Annotated in this window: 10 protein-coding genes; 5 read left to right on the top strand and 5 right to left on the bottom strand. The window is 75.0% G+C overall.

Annotated elements, in window-relative coordinates:
- Window positions 1–330: 330 nt before the first annotated feature.
- Window positions 331–1548, bottom strand: a complete 1218-nt coding sequence (lhgO, locus tag ACZ7IF_RS34725; protein ID WP_470980033.1) for an L-2-hydroxyglutarate oxidase — start codon at window positions 1546–1548, stop codon at window positions 331–333.
- A 19-nt stretch (window positions 1549–1567) separates the two neighbouring features.
- The gene (locus tag ACZ7IF_RS34720) at window positions 1568–3184 is read right to left on the bottom strand and encodes a sporulation protein (RefSeq protein WP_470980030.1); all 1617 of its coding nucleotides are present in this window, start codon (window positions 3182–3184) and stop codon (window positions 1568–1570) included.
- A 675-nt stretch (window positions 3185–3859) separates the two neighbouring features.
- On the opposite strand from ACZ7IF_RS34720, the gene ACZ7IF_RS34715 reads away from it, so the two are divergent.
- Both ACZ7IF_RS34715 and ACZ7IF_RS34710 read left to right on the top strand, forming a co-directional pair.
- Window positions 3860–6133 (top strand): asparagine synthase-related protein, encoded by a 2274-nt coding sequence (locus tag ACZ7IF_RS34715; RefSeq protein WP_470980027.1) that lies wholly within the window; start codon window positions 3860–3862, stop codon window positions 6131–6133.
- 202 nt (window positions 6134–6335) lie between these two features.
- Window positions 6336–9530: a BTAD domain-containing putative transcriptional regulator gene (locus tag ACZ7IF_RS34710; protein WP_470980024.1), complete on the top strand. Its 3195-nt coding sequence runs from the start codon at window positions 6336–6338 to the stop codon at window positions 9528–9530.
- On the opposite strand, the gene ACZ7IF_RS34705 is transcribed toward ACZ7IF_RS34710, so the two are convergent.
- Together ACZ7IF_RS34705 and ACZ7IF_RS34700 are read right to left on the bottom strand one after the other, a co-directional pair.
- Window positions 9517–11490 (bottom strand): sigma-70 family RNA polymerase sigma factor, encoded by a 1974-nt coding sequence (locus ACZ7IF_RS34705; protein ID WP_470980021.1) that lies wholly within the window; start codon window positions 11488–11490, stop codon window positions 9517–9519. The genes ACZ7IF_RS34710 and ACZ7IF_RS34705 overlap by 14 nt on opposite strands.
- A 264-nt stretch (window positions 11491–11754) precedes the next feature.
- Window positions 11755–12528 (bottom strand): TetR/AcrR family transcriptional regulator, encoded by a 774-nt coding sequence (locus ACZ7IF_RS34700; RefSeq protein WP_470980018.1) that lies wholly within the window; start codon window positions 12526–12528, stop codon window positions 11755–11757.
- A 342-nt stretch (window positions 12529–12870) separates the two neighbouring features.
- Here ACZ7IF_RS34700 and ACZ7IF_RS34695 point away from each other — a divergent pair, with 342 nt between their 5' ends.
- Entirely contained in the window at window positions 12871–14289 is a 1419-nt protein-coding gene (locus ACZ7IF_RS34695; protein ID WP_470980015.1) for an NAD(P)/FAD-dependent oxidoreductase, read from the top strand.
- A 212-nt stretch (window positions 14290–14501) separates the two neighbouring features.
- The gene (locus tag ACZ7IF_RS34690; protein WP_470980112.1) at window positions 14502–16229 is read left to right on the top strand and encodes an ATP-binding SpoIIE family protein phosphatase; all 1728 of its coding nucleotides are present in this window, start codon (window positions 14502–14504) and stop codon (window positions 16227–16229) included.
- Window positions 16230–16306: 77 nt separating this feature from the next.
- On the opposite strand, the gene ACZ7IF_RS34685 is transcribed toward ACZ7IF_RS34690, so the two are convergent.
- The gene (locus tag ACZ7IF_RS34685) at window positions 16307–17608 is read right to left on the bottom strand and encodes an MFS transporter (RefSeq protein WP_470980109.1); all 1302 of its coding nucleotides are present in this window, start codon (window positions 17606–17608) and stop codon (window positions 16307–16309) included.
- A 132-nt stretch (window positions 17609–17740) separates the two neighbouring features.
- Between ACZ7IF_RS34685 and ACZ7IF_RS34680 the strand changes: the two genes are divergently transcribed.
- A complete protein-coding gene (locus ACZ7IF_RS34680; RefSeq protein ID WP_469117837.1) occupies window positions 17741–18277 on the top strand; it encodes a MarR family winged helix-turn-helix transcriptional regulator in 537 nt (178 codons plus the stop codon).
- The last annotated feature ends 337 nt before the right edge of the window (window positions 18278–18614 follow it).

Raw genomic sequence — 18614 nt, 5'->3', positions numbered from 1 at the left:
TTCTCCCCCCCCCACCCCCCCCCCCCCCCCCCCCCCCCAGACCCCCCCCCCCCCCCCCCCCTCCGCCGGCTCCCCCGCTGGCGCGGTAGCGCCGTGTGGTGACCCGCACCGGCACGGAGCGCCGGATCCCCCTCAAGCCGCGCCGGCGGTTGAGGCGAGAACGGTTGAAGGGCGGGGAGGGGCGAGCCCCGCGCAGCGGCCAGCCACCCGCACACGACACACCGGCCCCGGCCAGGGGCACCGGCCCCGCCCCGGGTCCGACGGCCGGAGGCCGGCGCAGCGGCGCGAAGCAGGTAAGGCCGCCCGCGGCCGCACCGCGCGGGCGGCGCGTCAAGAAGGAAGGTGCGCGAGGGCTCGGGTGGCGATCTCGCGCCCGATCGGCAGCGATGCGGTCGCCGCGGGCGACGGGGCGTTCAGGACGTGCACCGTCCGCGGCGCCTCCCGGATGAGGAAGTCGTCGACGAGGGTGCCGTCGCGCAGGACCGCCTGCGCCCGGACCCCGGCCGCCGCGGGGGTGAGGTCCGCTTCGGTGACGGCCGGCAGCAGGCGGCGTACGGCCTCCGTGAAGGCCCGCTTCGACAGGGAGCGGTGGATCTCGCCCGCCCCGTACCGCCAGTGCCGCGCGGCCATCCGCCAGGATCCCGGCCAGGCCAGTTCCGTGGCGATGTCCCGCGGGCGGACCGTGCCCCAGCCGTAGCCCTCGCGGGCCAGCGCGGGGACGGCGTTCGGGCCGACGTGGACCCCGCCGCCGATGCCCCGGGTCAGGTGGACGCCGAGGAAGGGGAACGCCGGGTCGGGCACCGGGTAGACCAGGCCCCGGACCAGGTCCGGGCGGGCCAGGTCGTGGTACTCGCCCCGGAAGGGGATGATCCGCATGCCCGGGTCGTCGCCGGCCAGGCGGGCGACCCGGTCGCACTGGAGCCCCGCGCAGTTGACCAGGACGCGGGCGCGGAACACCCGGCCCGAGGTGGTGCGGACCGCCACCGCCGAGGGTCGGCGGGAGATCAGGTCCGCCTCCGCGCCGTAGACGATCTCCGCCCCGGAGTCCTCGGCGAGCCGCGCCGCGACCTGCCCGTAGTCCACGATCCCGGTGGTGCCGACGTGGATCGCGGCGAGGCCCCGGACGTGCGGCTCGTACTCCGTGATCTGGGCCGGCCCCAGCTCGCGCACCGGGATGCCGTTCTCCCGGCCGCGCTGGACGAGGGAGTGCAGCCGGGGCAGCTCGGACCGCTCGGTCGCGACGATCAGCTTGCCCGTCACCTCGTGCGGGATGCCGTGCTCGGCACAGAACTTGACCATCTCGGCGGCCCCGGTCACCGCGAAGCGCGCCTTGAGCGAGCCCGGGCGGTAGTAGATGCCGCTGTGGATCACCCCGCTGTTGCGGCCCGTCTGGTGCCGGGCCGGGGCGGCCTCCTTCTCCAGCACGGTCACCCGGGTACCCGGGGCCAGCCGTGACAGGGCATGGGCTGTCGACAAGCCGACGATCCCGCCACCGATCACCAGCACGTCGCAATCCACGCTGACACCTCCCACCCCTGCATACTGCACCCCACCACCGACAACCGGGCTACGCGGGGGCCACCAGAAGCGGCCGGGCCCGCTCGCGCAGCTCCGCGACCCGCGGTTCGTCGCCGTACGGTTCGAGCCTGTGCAGCAGGTCACGCACGTACTCGGTCGTCCGCGCCGAGGAGATCCGGCCCGCGACCTCCACGGCCCGGGTGCCGGCCGCGCACGCCGCGTCGAGGTTGCCCGACTCCAGCTCGGCGACCGCGCTCACCACCAGCCGCAGCCCGTGCGAGCGAACGTACTCCTCCGTGGGGCGGGACAGCGCCTGCTCCGTGAAGCGGCGGACCTGGCGCGGGAGTTTGAGGTCCCGGTAGCACTCCGCCGCATCCGCCGCGAAACGGTCGTACGAGTAGAAACCCAGCCATGTCGGGTCGGGGTCGCCCTCCCGCGAGCGCTCCAGCCAGCCCTCGGACGCCCGCAGCGCCGCCCCGGCGGCCGCCGAGTCGCCCGCCTTCGCGTGGGCCCGGGCCTCTACCAGGCGGAAGAAGCTCATGGTGCGGGCGGTGGCGAGGCCGCGGTTGCGTTCGACGGCGGCCTGCGCGAGGTCCACGCCCTCGTCGGGGAAGTCCCGGTAGGTCGCCTGGAGGGACATCGAGGCCAGGACGTACCCGCCGAGCGGGACGTCGGCGGCCGCCCGGGCGAGGCGCAGCGCCTGGATGTAGTAGCGCTGGGCGGCCTCCTGCTGGCCGGTGTCGAAGGCCATCCAGCCGGCCAGCCGGGTCAGTTCGGCGGTCGCCCCGAAGAGGGCGCGCCCCACCTCGTCGGTGTAGGAGCCGAGCAGCAGCGGCGCCGCGTCCACCCGCAGGCACTCGGGCACCATCGACGAACGCCAGTCCCCGCCGCCGTACTTGGAGTCCCAGCGGCGGGCGTCCTCGGCGGCCTCGCGCAGCTTCGCCACGTCGCTGTGTCCCACGCGCTGCGGGGAGGCGTCCGGGACGGGCCGCACGGCGGTGGCGGCGGCGGTGGCCGACGGCGCGGTTTCGGGCCCGGACTGGGCGGGCACAACGCCCTGCGCGGGGGTTTCCGGCGTCCGCCGCAGCGGGGCGGCGGTGGTGGAAGCCCGCCCGGGAGCCGCTGCGGGAGCCGCTCCGGCAGTCGCCGCGGTCGGCTCGGGGGTGGTGCCCGGGTCGCCGGCGGGGCCCGGTTCGCGGGCCACCGAGCTGTCGGCCGGAGATATCAGCCAGCGCGAGGCGGGCGTCGCGTAGGCCGACACCGAGAACGAACCCGCGAGCGACTGCCAGATCCCGCCACCGCCGCGCCGCCCCGCGAGGTCCAGCCGGTACAGGTCGGTCGCCGAGCGCACCGCCGCTCCGATGTCGCGGGGGAAGGCCAGCCCGACCTCCGGCGCCGGATCGGCGTCCGCAAGCCCGATCTCGTGCAGCGGGACCGGCCGGCCCAGCTTCGCCCCGATGGCGGCGGCGATCAGGTGCGGGGCCGCGCCCTGCGGCACCATCCCCTTGGACACCCACCGCGCCACCGACGTCTTGTCGTACCGGAGCGTCAGGCCGCGCTGCGCACCGAGGTCGTTGACCCGCCGGGCCAGCCCGGCGTTGCTGATGCCCGCGAGGGCGAGGACGGCGCCGAGCTTCTCATTGGGCTCGCGGAGCTCCCTGGACATGCGCCACCCCTCGTCACACGCGGAACGCAGACGCCGCCGGGGCATAGGCGCCCGGCATTTCGTAAACCCAGCGTAGTTCCCCGCCTCCCAAGCGTTAAGGCCTCGACTTCCGTATGGCGGGATTGTTGTCCGTATGCACAGTCGGCGCGGGGGTTGTGCCCCGGGCGCACGTGTCAGCTCGTGCTCCGGCCGTGTGGCCGTGCGCCCGGCCGTGCGCTCTGGCCGCTCCCGGGGCCCGGCGATTCGATGTGCGGTGCGTGGGTCGGCCCGCCGCGTGGAACCGGTGGGCCGGGGGATGCCGCTGCCTCAATCCCCGCGGGTGGCGGAACGGTCCGGGAGGTGGGAGACGCCTCCCGGACCGCGCCCCGCGGCCTTCCCGGCCTCCCCGCGCGAGGACCCGTACAGGCCCTCAGTACGGCCGAAGAATGGCCGAAACCGACCTATGGGGCGGTGGGAACGGAACGCCAAATACCGCGTGGCCGGGGCGTGTTCGTTTACATGTGCGCCCCCCGAAGCCACTCCCGCACGCCCTTCTCGTGGCAGCATGGACCCCGAGCCACCCGGGGTCCCGCCGGCCGCGCCCTCCAAGCGCCGACGCACGCCGACGCACGTTGTCCGTGCCGTCCCGGCCGTCCGTTGCCCCGGTCATTTGCCCACGGGCTGGGGGAGGCGGCGGTGCGCTGGTTGGTCGGGTGGAGCAGTATCGCCGCGAGCTTCGGCACGGCAGGACGGGTCCCGTCCGGCCCCGGCGGACCCGCGGACCCCTACGGCTCCGGCAACGGCAACGGCCACGCCTCCAGCGGCCACGCCTCCAGCGGCCACGGCTCCCCGTACGGCCGCCCGCCCCACCCCGAGCCGCCGCAGCACGGCGGCATCGCCGACGCCGCCTACGCGGACGACCCCGCCGCCCAGGACGCCGAACGCACCGTCCACCCCGTCGGCGCCCAGCTCCTGTGGGGCGACCCCGACCCCCTCTGGGCCGTCGGCGACTGGCGCCCGGACGAGATCCGCACCGTCACCGCCGACCCCGCGGACCCCTTCACCCGCCTCGCCGTCCTCGGCTGCTGCGGCGCCACCGCCGCCGAACTGCGCCGCGCCCTCTACGCCGCCCGCGGCGGCGCCCTGCGCCACCTCACCGAATGGCCCGGCAGCTACACCGCCGTCGTCCAGGCCGGACGCCGCATCACCGTCCTCGGCGATCTCGCGGGCGCCCGGCCCGTCTTCTACACCCCCTGGGCCGGCGGGACCGCCTACGCCACCGCCGCGCTCCCGCTCGCCGACCTCATCGAGGCGCAGCTCGACGTGGGCCACCTCGCCGCCCTCCTCGCCTGCCCCGACAGCCCCGAGGCACTGGGCGACGGCACACCGTACGCGGGCGTCCGGCGCATCCCGCCCGGCCACACGCTGATCCTGCGCGAGGGCTCCCGGGAGATCACCGGGTACGAACCGGTGGCCTCCCTCGCCGTGGCCGCCCCCGAGGCCGACCCCGAACGGGCGGTGGAGGGCGTACGGGAAGCGTTGACGGCCGCGGTGCGCGCCCGGCTCACGGCGCCGCGGCATGCTCCCGAGACCCTGCTCCCCGACCCCGGACCCGTGCCCGGAATGGGCCCCGCCGACCGGCGCGCGGCCCGCGGCGCCCCCGCGCCGGGTGTCGGCGCCGACCTCTCGGGCGGCACCGCCTCCGCGACGCTCGCCCTCCTCGCCGCGGGCCTGCCCGGCGCCCCCGGCACCCTCCAGGGCTCCGGCTCACGGCTCCTCGCCGTCACCTTCAACGACCTCGCCACCCCGCAGGGCCGCGAGGGCGAACTCGAACGCGCCCACGCCCTCGCCGCCGACCCCCGGCTCCACCACGTCGTCGTGGCCGCCGCCGAGGAAGCCCTCCCCTACGCGGAACTCGACGGCCCCCTCACCGACGAACCTGGCCCCTCCCTCGTCTCCGCCGCCCGCGAGCGCCGCCGCCTCGCCGCCGGCTCCGCCGACCACTTCACCGGACACGGAGCCCGCCGGGTCCTCGACGCGCACCCCGCCCGCATGGCGGACCTCCTGCTCGACCGCAGACGCCGCCACCTGCTGCGCCCCGTCGCCGCCCTCGCCCGCTCCGCGCCCGCCGATCCGCTGCTGGTCCCCTTCTCCGTCTACTCGGCCGCCCGCCGCCTCGCCCGTACGCCGTACCGCGCGGGCATGGAGGCCGCCGCGGCCCGGCTCCGCGAGGGCGGCGCGGCCGTCGCCGCCGCCTCGGGGCCGGTCGACGCCTCACTCGCGGCCCTCACCTGGTCCCGGCCCGGCCCCGCCGCGGGCTGGCTCACCGGCGAAGCCCTGGCGGAAGTATCGATCCGGCTGCGGGCCGCCGCCGGACGGCCCCCGCTCTCGCTGCGCCCCGGCGAGGCCCGCGCCCGCGCCCTGCTGGCCCGGCACGCCGCCGACCACCGCGTCTTCGAGCAGGCCGTGGAGGTCCGCAGCCAGCGCCTGCACGCGCCGTTCCTCGACAACCAGGTCGTACGGGCCGCGCGCGCCCTGCCGGAGTCCCTGCGCGTACAGCCCGGGGCCCGCGCCGAGATCCTGCGCAGCGTCCTGGCCTCCGCCGGGGTGCGCGAACTCCCGCCCGGCTGGGGCGCCACCGCCCACACCCCGAACGAGACGGCCACCCGCCTGGGGCTGCGGGCCGCCCTCACCTCCCTGCTGGCCCTCTTCGCGGCGCCGCTGCTCGCGGACGCCGGCCTCGTCGACGCCCGGGTGGTGCAGCAGGCCCTGATCGACGCGGCGGAGGGGCGGCCGGTGCCGCTCGACGGGCTCGCGGAACTCGTCTCGATGGAACTGTGGCTCCGCCGCCTCCTGGCCCGCCGCGGCACCTGCTGGACCGGCACCTCCACCCCCCGCCGCCGCGCGGTACCGCCCCTGGACACCCCCCTCCCCCGCCTGACCCCCGGAGCCCTCCCGGCAGGCCGCTGAACCGCCGGCCGGCGGTTCCGGCCTCGCCGGCGTCCGAGGCGCGGGTCCGGGCGGAGCCCTGGGGGCCGGTGGAAAGGCGGGTAGGGGACCAGCCCCGCGCAGCGACCCACCCGCCGCCCGCCCCCGCCCTCCCCGCCCCGCAAGGCCCGGCCCCACCGAAAACCCCCGCCCACCCCCGGCAGGGGCAAGGCAGAATTAGCCGGTGCGCTACCAAATCCTCGGCCCCGTCAAGGCACACGACGACACCGGCGCCCCCCTCACCCCCGGCGGCGCCCGCCTGCGCGCGCTCCTCACCGCCCTGGCCCTCCGCGCCGGCGCCCCGGCCGCCGCGTCCGTCACCGACCTGGTCGACGAGGTCTGGGGCGACGACCCGCCCCAGGACGCCCCCGCCGCCCTCCAGGCCCTCGTGTCCCGCCTGCGCCGCACCCTCGGCCCCGGGCAGCTCGCCACCGACCCCGCCGGCGGCTACCGCCTCACCGCCGCCCGCGAAGACGTCGACCTCCACCGCTTCACCCGCCTCGCGGCCCTCGGCGCCGAGCAGCTCGCCACCGACCCCGCCACCGCCGCCACCACCCTGCGCGAGGCCCTCGCCCTGTGGCGCGGCCCCGCCCTGGCCGACCTCCCCGAGCCCGCCCGCACCGCGTACGCCGCCGCCTCCGAGGCCCGCCGCGCCGGCGCCCAGCGGGACCGCGTCGAGGCCGACCTGCGCAGCGGCGCCACCGCCCCCGCCGAACTCCTGCCGGAGATCGAGGCGCTGATCCGCGAGCATCCGTACGACGAACCGCTGCGCGCCCAGCAGCTCCGCGCCCTGCGCGCCGCGGGCCGCTCCGCCGACGCCCTCGCCGCCTACGAGCGCACCCGCCGCGACCTCGCCGAAGGCCTCGGCGCCGACCCCGGCCCCGAGCTGCGCGCCCTGCACGCGGAGCTGCTCCAGACCCCGCCCCCGCAGCCCCGCGGCAACATCCGCCCCCGCCTGACCTCCTTCGTCGGCCGCGAGCCCGAACTCGCCGCCCTCGCCGCCGACCTGGACCGCGTACGCCTCGTCACCCTCACCGGCCCGGGCGGCTCCGGCAAGACCCGCCTCGCCGAGCACGCGGCGGCCGCCCGGCCCGACTCCGGCTGGATCGTCGAACTCGCCCGCCTCGACCACCCCGCCGCCGTCCCCGGCGCCGTCCTCAGCGCCCTCGGCCTGCGCGAGAACAGCCTCGTCGCCCGTGAGAAGACCCCCGCCGACGACGACCCCACCGCCGTCCTCGTCGAACACTGCGCGCACCGCCGCCTGCTCCTCGTCCTGGACAACTGCGAGCACGTCATCGGCGCCGCCGCCGAACTCGCCGAACGCCTCCTCACCCACTGCCCCGGCGTCCGGATCCTCGCCACCAGCCGCGAGCCCCTCGGCGTGCCGGGAGAGTTCCTGCGCCCCCTCGAACCGCTGCCGCCCGGCCCCGCGCACCGCCTCTTCGCCGACCGGGCCGCCGCCGCCCGCCCCGGCTACGGCCCCGGCGACGACCCGGCCGCCGTCGCCGAGATCTGCGCCCGCCTGGACGGTCTGCCGCTCGCCATCGAGCTGGCCGCCGCCCGGCTGCGGCTGCTCACCCCGCGCCAGATCGCCGACCGGCTCGACGACCGGTTCCGGCTGCTGACCGGCGGCGCCCGCACGCTGCTGCCCCGCCAGCAGACCCTGCGCGCCGTCGTCGACTGGTCCTGGGACCTCCTCGACACCGCCGAGCGCACCGTCCTCGCCCGGCTGTCCGTCTTCGCCGGCGGCTGCGACCTGGAGGCGGCCGAAGCCGTCTGCGCGGACGGCGAGACCCGCGCCGACGTTGCCGGCACCATGGCGGCCCTCGTCGACAAGTCCCTCGTCGGCGCCGAGCCCGACCCCGACGGCATGCGCTACCGCCTCCTGGAGACCATCCACGAGTACGCCGCCGAACGCCTCGCCGAGGACCCCGCCGACGCCCGAGCCACCGCCCGCCGGCATGCCGCGCACTACCTCGCCCTCACCGAACGGGCCGAGCCGCTGCTGCGCTCCGCCGGCCAGCTCCCGTGGATCCGCCGCGTCGAGACCGAGCTCGACAACCTCCGCTCCGCCCTCCACACCGTCATCGAGGGAGACCCGGACGGCGTCGGCACCGAGACCGCCCAGCGCATGCTGTCGGGCCTCGGCTGGTTCTGGTGGCTGCGCGACTACCGGACCGAGGGCGCCGACTGGACCGCCCGGATCCTCGCCCGGATGCCCGTCGAACCGCCCGAGGACTCCACGGGGTACTGGCCCTACATGCGGCTGCGCATGCTCCACGTCTTCCTGCTCGCCGAGAGCACCGGCGCGGAGCGGTTCCGCACGCCCGAGCACCGCGTGCAGGCCGCCCGCCTCAAGGAGGTCTTCCGCCACGGCTCCCCGGAGACCACCCGCTTCCCCGGCATGCTCTGGCCGGCGATCTGCTTCCTCACCGGCGACGTCGAACACTTCCACCGGAGCATCGACGAGTCGATCGCCAACTGCCGCCGCCACGCCGGGGACTGGGAACTGGCCATCCCCCTGCTGATGCGCACCCACTTCGCCATCGACATGACCGGCGGCCTCTCCACCGTGGACGCGGACCTCGCCGAGCTCGACGCGATCGCCCGGCGCGTCGGGGACCGCTGGATCCGCGCCCAGGTGGCCAGCGCCGCCGGCGAAGCCGCCCTCTCGCGCAGCCAGTACGGCACCGCCCGCGCCGCCTACGAGGAGTGCCTGCGCCTGGCCCGGGAGGTCGGCGCCCGCATCGAGGCGCCCTTCGCGATCGCCCGCATCGCCGAGACCGAGTACTGCGCGGGGGAATACGAAGCAGCCGAGAAGCTGCTCGCGGAGGCCGACCGCGAGGCCGACGAACAGGGCGGGGTGTACGACGTGAACACCTTCAGCCGCTTCCTGTCCGCCACGCTCGCCCTCCAGCGGGGCGACCTCGCCCGCGCCCGCACCGAGTGCGCCGCCGCCCGCGCCGCGGGCGAACGGATCAACGTGCCCTCCCAGTTCACCGCCGGGCTGGACCTCATCGAAACCGTCCTGGACGCCCGCGAGAACGGCCCGGAAGCGGGCCTGGCCAGGATCGGCCCGACCCTCGCGGGTGCCGTCGCCGCGCACTGCGCGGAACGCGTCCTGGCGGGCATCGCCGAGACGGCGTCACTGTTCCTCGCCGACGCCGGCCGTCCCGAGGAGAGCGTACGGATCCTCGCGGCGGCCACCGCCTGGCGCGCGGGCCATCCCCGCTCGGTCCCGGAGGAGGCCGCCCTGGAAGGGCTCCCGGAGCGCACCCTCGCCGCCCTCGGGGCGGCCGGCCGGGCCCGGGCGGAAGCCGAGGGCCGGACCCTGACCCCGGCGGAGGTCGTCGCGGTGCTCGGCCTCAGCGGCAGCTGATCACCGCGTCGGCCCAGCTCGCCAGCGTCGGCAGGTGCCCCTGCCCGGCCTGCTCCACCACCAGCCGCAGCTTCGAACGCCCGGCCAGCGGCACCTGGACCGGCACCGGGGCGTCGTCGTACCCGAGGGCGCCCGACCGCCACAGCCGCTGCCCGTCGCCGTAGACGGAGAACCGCACCGTCCCGTCGGTCAGCAGCGACAGCCCGTCCACCCCGGCCCGCGCCGAGAAGCTCGCGCACTGCCGGTTGAGGGTGATCTCCACCGTGGAGCGGGAGTGCACGGTGATCCCCTGCCCGAACCGCTGCCCGCCCACCATCAGCCCCCACCGCTGCCACACCCAACTGCTGCGCCAGGTCTCCAGCTCGGGACCGGTGTGCTGCCCGAGCGCGGAGTGCCCGAGCCCGGCGAGCGCGAACCCCTGCGGCGGCTGCGGCGCAGGCACCGGCGGCGGTGTCGTCGGACGGGCCCGCGTGGGCGACGGCGTCGGCGTGGGGGAGGGCTTCGGCCGCGGGCTCGCCGGAGCGGACGGCGGCGCGGCCGTGGGAGCCGGCGCCGAGGACGCGGGAGCCGACGGCGCCGCGCTCCGCCGGGGCGGCACCGGCCCCCGCGCCGCCGGCGACGGAGCCCCCGGCGGCGTCGACTCCGGCGCGGCGGACACGGACGGCGCGGGCACCTCGGGTGCCGCCGGCGCCACCACCCCGGGCGCGGGCCCGGCCTGCGGCTCGGGCTCGTCCCCGGTCAGTGCGAACACCACCCCGGCGGCAGCGGCGACCGCTATGCCGGCGGCGATGGCGGCCTTGGCCGGCAGCCCCAGCCCCTCGGAAACCACCGCACCCCCGGCCCCACCGGCCCCGGCCCCACCGGCCCCCGCACCGGCACCCGCAGCCCCGGCCCCCGCGGCCCCCGCACCGGCCCCGGCCGACGACCCTCCCGCCGCGGCGGCAGCCCCCGCACCTCCGGCGGCGACGGCCCCGCCGGCCACCACACCGGCCGCCTTGGCGGCGTACCCGGCGGCGAACCACCCGATGACCGCCACCGGCAGCAGCGCGGGAATGCCCGCGTTGACGTCCTTCAGCTCCCCGGCGGCCAGCCGGCACTTGGCGCACTCCTCCAGGTGCTTGCGCAGCCCCCGCTCCGCCCGCATCCGCAGACCGCCCCGGGCGTACGCGCCCAGCCGGTCCGCGTACCGGGCGCAGTCGCCGCCCGCGCTGAGCGCGGAACTCACATGGGCCTGGAGGTAGGCCTGCTTGAGGCCCTCCCGGGCCCTGCTGGCCAGCACCGCCGTCGCGTTGGCGCTCAGCCCGAACAGCGGGGCGATCGCGCTCGGCGAGGCCTCTTCGACGGTGGTGTGCCACAGCACGGCCTGCCACCGCTCGGGCAGGCTCCGGAAGGCCTGCATCGCGAGCGACCGCTCGGCTTCGCGCATCGCCCGGACATCGGCGCCCAGTTCGAGGGTGTCGTCCCCGGACAGCCCGCCGGCGCCCTCCGCACCCGCGGCCGCCTGCTCCGCGAACACCGCGAAGTCCTCGACCAGCTGCTCCCGCCGGGCGGTCTTCGCCCAGGCCGCGGCGACCCGCCGCACGGTGGTCAGGAGATAGGCCCGCACCGACTGGTCCGGCCCGGCCCCGCCCCGTACCGCCTGCAGCGTCCGGGCGAACACCTCGGCGGTCAGGTCGTCGGCGGTGTGCCCGTCCCGGCAGCAGGTCCGCGCGTAGCGTCGTACCGCGTCGGCGTGCCGGCGGAACAGCTCCTCGTACGCCCCGTCGTCACCGCCGCGCATCCGGGCGATCAAGTCGCCGTCGGACGGAGGGAGTTCGGTGCCCGGCAGGCCGGATGCTGCGTGCCGGCCGCCGCGTTCGCGCTGGGCCGGGACCTGCCGGGCGGGCAGGCTGCCCGCCCCGGCCTCGGCGCCGGTGCCACCGACGCCACCGAAGGACTCGTCCCGCCCGTCAACGCTCATCGCGGAAGCCCCCGCACGACACACTCGAACCGGTACACCGATCCAGCCTGTCACACGGCGATGGCACGCTGCGGCCCTCTCCGCGCCATCCACCCATCCGGGGACAATCCGGTGAATCACCGGACCGCTCCTCACCCCTTCGAGCGACCTGCCGTTCGAGGACGCCCGTTGACGAACCGGCCCCCACCCCTGCGGGGGCCGGCCCGCCAACGGCTCGGCTCAACGCGCCACGGCTCACCGCCCCGGCTCAGCCGGGGCGCCGCCTCACGCCGACCGGGAGCGCAGTCCCTCGAGCAGGATGTCCAGCAGCCGGGCCGAAGCCGCGGCCTGCTGAGCCGCGTCGGGCAGCGCGGGCGCGGCGGTCGCTATCACCAGCAGCACATCGGCCACCGTGACGTCGGTCCGCAGCTCACCGGCCTCCCGCGCCCGGTCCACCAGCCGGCCGACGACCTCCAGCAGCGCGCCCGCCCCGGCGTCCTCCGACGGCTCGTCCTCGACCGAGGACCGCGCGCCCACGACGCGCAGCTCCGCCGTACCGCCCGCGGCGGCCTGGCGCTGGTGCGGGACACGGGCCGCGGCCTCGTCAGCCGCCGCCTCCTCCTCGGCGGCCGCGCCGACCCGCAGTACCTGCGGCGGCAGCAGCCGCCCCGCGCCGGAGGCCACGGAGGTGCGCAGGAAGCGCGACAGCGCCTGCCACGGCTCCTCCTCCTGGCCCAGGGCGGACTTGGCCTGCTCGGTCAGCCGGGCGGTCTCCTCCTCGGCTATCCGCCGGACCAGCACGTCCTTGCTGGGGAACCGCCGGTAGACGGTTCCGACGCCGACCCGCGCGCGCCGTGCCACGTCCTCCATCGGAGCCCCGTAGCCCAGCTCGCCGAAGACCTCCCGGGCCGCCCGCAGGACGTGCTCCAGGTTGCGCTGGGCGTCGACGCGCAGCGGCGTGGAACGGCCCACCCCATGGGTGGTCGAGCCCGCCATCACGCGTCCGCCGGTCTCCGCGGACAGAGCGGTGACAGAGCCATGGAAATCGGAAATGTTCATATGTATCCCCCGGTAATCACTTGTCTCCCCCCGGAGACACTCCCCGCCTTCGTGTCGAGGGGGGCCACGGTCATGAGGGCCCTGGTCCTACATCCTCGACGAGATACGAACATAGTTGAGCCAGAGTCAATTCAGAAGAGGCAGCCCCCGACCGAGCACCGCCCGATCGGAGCATTCACCGCCACTTTTCCGCCGCAACTCCCCGGAATCACCCCCTCCGGAGCCCTGACCTGCGCACTTTTAACGTGATCCGGATCTCCTGACAGACCGGTCCCACCACCCCCACCGGTCACACAATTTGCCGGGCCTGTGGACAAACTCCCGGCCACGTTGCGTCATGGGGTGGTGAAGGCTGCTAACTCCCGGGGCGACGACCCCGGTACCCCGCCCCGCACGCGCATCCTCGTCGTCGGCGGCGGCTACGTCGGCATGTACACGGCCCTGGGCCTCCAGCGGAAGCTGAGATCCGGCGAAGCCGAGGTCACCGTGGTGACCCCCGAGCCCTACATGACGTACCAGCCCTTCCTCCCGGAAGCCGCCGCCGGCGCCATCTCACCCCGGCACGTCGTGATCCCCCTGCGCCGCGTCCTGGACCGCTGCCGCATCGTCATCGGCGAGGCCCGGCGCATCGACCACGCCAAGCGGACCGCGACCGTCACCACCCTCGCCACCGCCGAGGAGGGCACCGGCGGCATCGAGATCGAATACGACGAACTCGTCCTCGCCCCCGGCTCCGTCTCCCGCACCCTCCCGATCCCCGGACTCGCCGACTACGGCATCGGATTCAAGACCGTGGAAGAGGCCATCGGCCTGCGCAACCACGTCATCGAACAGATGGACATCGCCTCCTCCACCCGCGACCCCGCAATCCGCGACGCCGCCCTCACCTTCGTCTTCGTCGGCGGCGGTTTCGCCGGTGTGGAGGCACTCGGCGAACTGGAGGACATGGCCCGATACGCGGCCCGGTACTACCACAACGTCAAGCCCGAGGACATGAAATGGGTGCTGGTCGAGGCCAGTGACCGGATCCTCCCCGAGGTCGGCCCCGAAATGGGCGTCTACACCGTCCGTGAACTGCGCAGCCGCAATATCGACGTCCGCCTCGACACCCGACTCGAATCCTGCGAGAACCGCGTCGCCGTCCTCAGCGACGGCTCCCGCTTCCCCACCCGCACCATCGTCTGGACCGCCGGAGTCAAACCCCACCCCGTCCTCGCCGCCAGCGACCTCCCCAAGAACGAACGCGGACGCCTCAGCTGCACCTCCTTCCTCACCGTCGAAGGAGTCGAACACGCCTGGGCCGCCGGCGACGCCGCCGCCGTCCCCGACATCACCGCCGGCGAACCGGGCCGCGAATGCGCCCCCAACGCCCAGCACGCCGTCCGCCAGGCCAAGCAGCTGTCCGACAACCTCGTCGCCGCCCTGCGCGGCGAACTCCTCACCGAGTACGCCCACAAATACGCCGGCTCCGTCGCCTCCCTCGGCCTCCACAAGGGCGTCGCCCTGCTCTACGGCCGCAAGCTCAAGGGCTACCCCGCCTGGTTCATGCACCGCGCCTACCACCTCAGCCGCGTCCCCACCTTCAACCGCAAAATGCGCGTCCTCGCCGAATGGACCCTCGCGGGCCTCTTCAAACGCGAGATCGTCTCCCTCGGATCCCTCGAACACCCCAGGGCAGAATTCGAACTCGCCGCGGGCGGCGGCCACCGGAACCACCCGCCCAAGCCCGCCCCCGACCCCCCGCAGGACAAGCAGGGCTGACGTTGTCAGTGCCGTCGGCCACACTGGACGTGTGACCATAGGTGGGCTCACGCCTGCACACAGTGACATCCACCGAGTGAAATCCACCGAGCGGCACCGACCGGGCGCCACTCACCGAGCGACACCGTCCAGCGCCCGACCCCAGGGGCACCTCCCGGCACCGCCGGGAGGACACACCGCGACCACTTGCGACACCACGAGGCTTGAACGCAGTGAACTTCACGCGCTGGAGCGCCCGCTTTCCCGGCACGCGCCGCGCCGCCGCCCGGAACGAGCACGCCGCGGCCCAGGCCAAACGCGGTGAGGGCTCCGTCCCGGCTGCCCGCGGCGCCGCCGCCCACCCCGCCGCACCCCCCGAAGGCAGCCCCGCCGACGCCACCGTCCGCGGCACCGGCACGGCACCGCTCCCCGCCGTGCCCGCCCTCGACGAGCTCCCCGTACGGGAAGTCCTCGGCCTGCTCCCGGCCCTCGTCGCCCTCGTCCACGGCCCCGAGCACCGCGTCGCCTACGTCAACGACGCCTACACCGCCGGCTTCGGCCCCCGCACCACCGGCGCCCCCGCCCGCGAAGCCCTCCCCGAACTCGGCGAGCTCGGCCTCCTCGAACTCCTCGACCAGGTCCAGCGCAGCGGCAAGCCCCGGACCGCCAAGAACCGCACCGCCCCCGGCGGCGGCAGCTCGTACACCGTCACCTGCACCCCGGTCGAGTTCCCCAAGGCCGCCGCCGACGGCGAAACGGACCCCGAGCACACCGGCATCCTGGTCCACCTCGCCGACGTCACCGACCACGCCGAAGCCGTCGACCGCCTGCGCGCCAGCGAGCGCCGCCAGCGCGAGGCCGCCGTCACCCTCCAGCGCTCCCTCCTGCCCCAGGAACTGGAACAGCCCGACGACCTCCGCGTCGCCGCCACCTACCAGCCCGGCGGCACCGAAGCGGCCGTCGGCGGCGACTGGTACGACGTCATCACCCTCGGCGCCGGCCGCACCGCCCTCGTCATCGGCGACGTCATGGGCCGCGGAGTCCGCGCCGCCGCCGTCATGGGCCAGCTCCGCACCGCCGTCCGCGCCTACGCACGCCTCGACCTGCCCCCGCACGAGGTGCTCCAGCTCCTCGACGGCCTCGCCGCCGAGATCGACGCCAGCCAGATCGCCACCTGCGTCTACGCCGTCCACGACCCCAACGAAGGACTGCTGGCCTACGCCTCCGCCGGCCACCTCCCCATCCTCGTCCGCGACGAGGACGGCACCGTACGCCGCGCGGCCGACCCCACCGGCCCGCCGCTCGGCACCGGCGGCTGGCTCCACAGCTCCGGCACCATCGCCCTCGGCCCCGGCTCCACCGCCGTCCTCTACACCGACGGCCTGGTCGAACGCCGCGGCGAGGACATCGACGAAGGCGTCGCCGCCCTCGAACGCGCCCTCGCCGGCGCCCAGGGCACCCCCGCGATCATCTGCGACCGCCTGATGCGGGCCCTCGGCGTGGACGCCGACCACGACGACGACGTCGCCGTCATGGTCCTCCAGCAGCCCGCCCGCACCGGAGTGGACGCCGAGCTCTTCCACAACGCCGCCCTCGAACTCCTCGGCGGCGTCGAGGCCGCCCCGCGCGCCCGCGCCTTCGCCCAGGGCGTCCTCAGCTCCTGGCGCTTCCCCGTCGAGCTGTGCGACCTCGGAGTCCTGGCCGCGAGCGAGCTCGTCGCGAACTCCCTCCAGCACGGCACCCCGCCGATGCGGCTGCGCCTGCGCCGCACCGACCGCCGGCTGATCATCGAGGTCACCGACGGGGACGACCACCTCCCGCGCCGCCGCCGCGCCGAACCGGCCGACGAGACCGGCCGCGGCATCTCGATCATCGCCACCATCGCCTCCGCCTGGGGCTCCCGCCGCACCCCCGGCGGCGGCAAGGCCGTCTGGTGCGAGTTCGCCCTCCCCGACAAGTAGCAGCACGAAGGGGAGAGCCCCCGGCCCGAAGCACCGGAGGCTCTCCCCACGAACACCCACACCCACACTCACGACCGCTACGCGGACACGCGCTCCGCCCGCTCCGCGGCCCCGGCCGCCTTCGAGGCGACCGCCGGCCCCTGCGCCACGACCCTGCTCACCACCGACGGGTTGTCCTGCACCGGGCTCAGCCGCCCGCCCAGCCGCAGCGCCAGCACCGAGATCCCGAGCGACACGAGCACGAACACCCCGATGTAGAGCATCGGAATCCCCGCACCCAGCGGCACGCCCAGCGGCCCGAGCGCCAGCGCCATCTGCTTGACCAGGGCGAAGGCCGAGTTGTACTGCCCGACCGAGCCCTCGGGAGCCAGATCGGCCACCAGCGGGGCCAGCGTCGGCGACAGCATCGCCTCGCCGATGCCGAAGAGCGCGTACGTGGTGATGAACGCGGCGGCGGCCATCATCGCGCTGCCGTGCCCCAGCCCCGAGAACCCGGCGATCAGCCACGCCACGGTCCAGATCAGTCCGACCAGCGCGATGACCCGCGACCGGCGGCGCTTCTCCACCAGCTTCAGCACCACGAACTGCGCCACGACGATCGCACCCGTATTGGCGGCGAGCGCGAACCCGAGGGTGGAGGGGGAGATTCCCGCGGCCTCGGTGCCGAAGGCCGCCAGACCCGACTCGAACTGCCCGTAGCAGGCGAAGAACAGCACGAAGCCCAGCACGCACAGCTGGACCATCGCCTTGTGCCGCAGCAGCCGCTTCCAGCCACCGCCCGCCGGCGCCGCGTCCTTGGCCATCGCGTCGCTGATGTTCTGTACGTGCGGCATCCGCACGGTGGCGATCACGACCGCCAGCACCAGGAACATCACGGCCTCGATGCCGAACAGCAGGGTGAAGCTGCCCGGACGGCTCTCGTCGACGATCTGGCCGCCGACGAGCCCGCCGATGCCCAGACCCAGGTTCTGCATGAAGAACTGCAGGGCGAAGGCACGCGTACGGGTCGACGGCGTCGAGCACCACACGATCATCGTGGCCAGCGCCGGCTGCATCACGGCCTGCCCGGCGCCCAGCGCCAGAGCGGAGAGCAGGATCGGCACGATGCCGGTGGAGAGCCCGAGCGACAGCGCCCCGGCCGAGGCCGCCACAGCGGCCCCCATCACCACGGGGACGGGACCACGGCGGTCGATGACCCGCCCGGTGAAGGGCAGCGCGACGAGAGCACCCAGGGCGAACGCCACGAACGCACTCGTGGCCGCCATGGAGCCCAGACCTCGCACCTGCGCCACATAGATGTAGAGGAACGGAACCGTGAAACCGATGCCGAACGCGGTCAGCGCGTTCCCGGCCTGGATCCGCCGCATCGCAGCGCCCATCACCTTGGTCACTTCTCACCTGCCTTGAGAGTCGAAGACTGAAGACTTCAGAACTTCATACCTAAACTTCGATGCTTAACTCTACACATCGAAGGAGTTAGACGCCAACGGGTTCGTGCGATACTTCGGACCATGGCTGACACCCCCGACGGCGCGACGCCCGTCCAAGAGCCGAGCCTCGATGAGCAGATCGCCGTCTATCAGCGCGAGTTCCAGGACCTCGACCCCCAGGTCGAGAAGGTGGTCTCGGCGCTGAGCCGGCTGAACCGCCGAATGAACGTCGCGTATGGCCGCCAGACCGCGGCCCTGGGCATCAGCAACGCGGAGTGGGAGGTCCTGAAGGCCCTCGTCATCTCCGGGGCGCCCTACCGGATGGGCCCGAGCGAGCTCGCGAAGCAGCTGGGCCTGACGCCGGCCGCGATGACCCACCGGATCGACCGCATGACGGCGGAGGGGCTGGTCACCCGCGAACGGGACGAGTCCAACCGGGTCCGCGTGATCGTGGAGCTGACGGACGAGGGCCGCAGCAAGTGGCTGGACGCGATGCGCGCGGCCACGGTCTTCGAGGAGGACCTCCTCCAGGACCTCTCCACGGCGGAGCGCGGAGTACTGGGAGACATGCTCACCCGCCTCCTGGACCGCGTCGAGGAGCTCCAGTCCAGGGCCTGACGGGCCCTGACCTCCCGGGTTGACACGCCCCTCGCGGATCCGTAAGGTTCTCCGAGTTGCCCCGGAGCCGGAAAGTTCCGGAGTCAACGAATCCCGCCGCCTCGTAGCGGCAACCCACTCAGCACGATCTCCCACTGGGAACGAATTCGGCACGCCCGAATTCATTTCCGAAGGCCCGATTATCGGTTGCCGGGGGAATCCGCTAGAGTTCAGGTGTCGGAAGGGCCCAACAGCCCCGAAGACAAACCCCGCTGACTGGGGGTCAGGCCCGAAAGGATCTGATAGAGTCGGAACCGCCGGAAAGGGAAAGCGCGAAAGCGAAGGACCTGGAAAGCAA

It is taken from the genome of Streptomyces sp. NPDC037421 (assembly GCF_055602105.1).
Note: the sequence above shows the minus strand (reverse complement) of the source record. Positions and strands in the feature narration are given on the sequence as shown.

What these genes read in the sequence shown, in the direction of transcription:
- ACZ7IF_RS34720 (WP_470980030.1), bottom strand. Translation starts at nt 3,184, where the DNA reads ATGTCCAGGGAGCTCCGCGAGCCCAATGAGAAGCTCGGCGCCGTCCTC.
- ACZ7IF_RS34705 (WP_470980021.1), bottom strand. Translation starts at nt 11,490, where the DNA reads ATGAGCGTTGACGGGCGGGACGAGTCCTTCGGTGGCGTCGGTGGCACC.
- ACZ7IF_RS34700 (WP_470980018.1), bottom strand. Translation starts at nt 12,528, where the DNA reads ATGAACATTTCCGATTTCCATGGCTCTGTCACCGCTCTGTCCGCGGAG.
- ACZ7IF_RS34685 (WP_470980109.1), bottom strand. Translation starts at nt 17,608, where the DNA reads ATGGGCGCTGCGATGCGGCGGATCCAGGCCGGGAACGCGCTGACCGCG.
- ACZ7IF_RS34680 (WP_469117837.1), top strand. Translation starts at nt 17,741, where the DNA reads ATGGCTGACACCCCCGACGGCGCGACGCCCGTCCAAGAGCCGAGCCTC.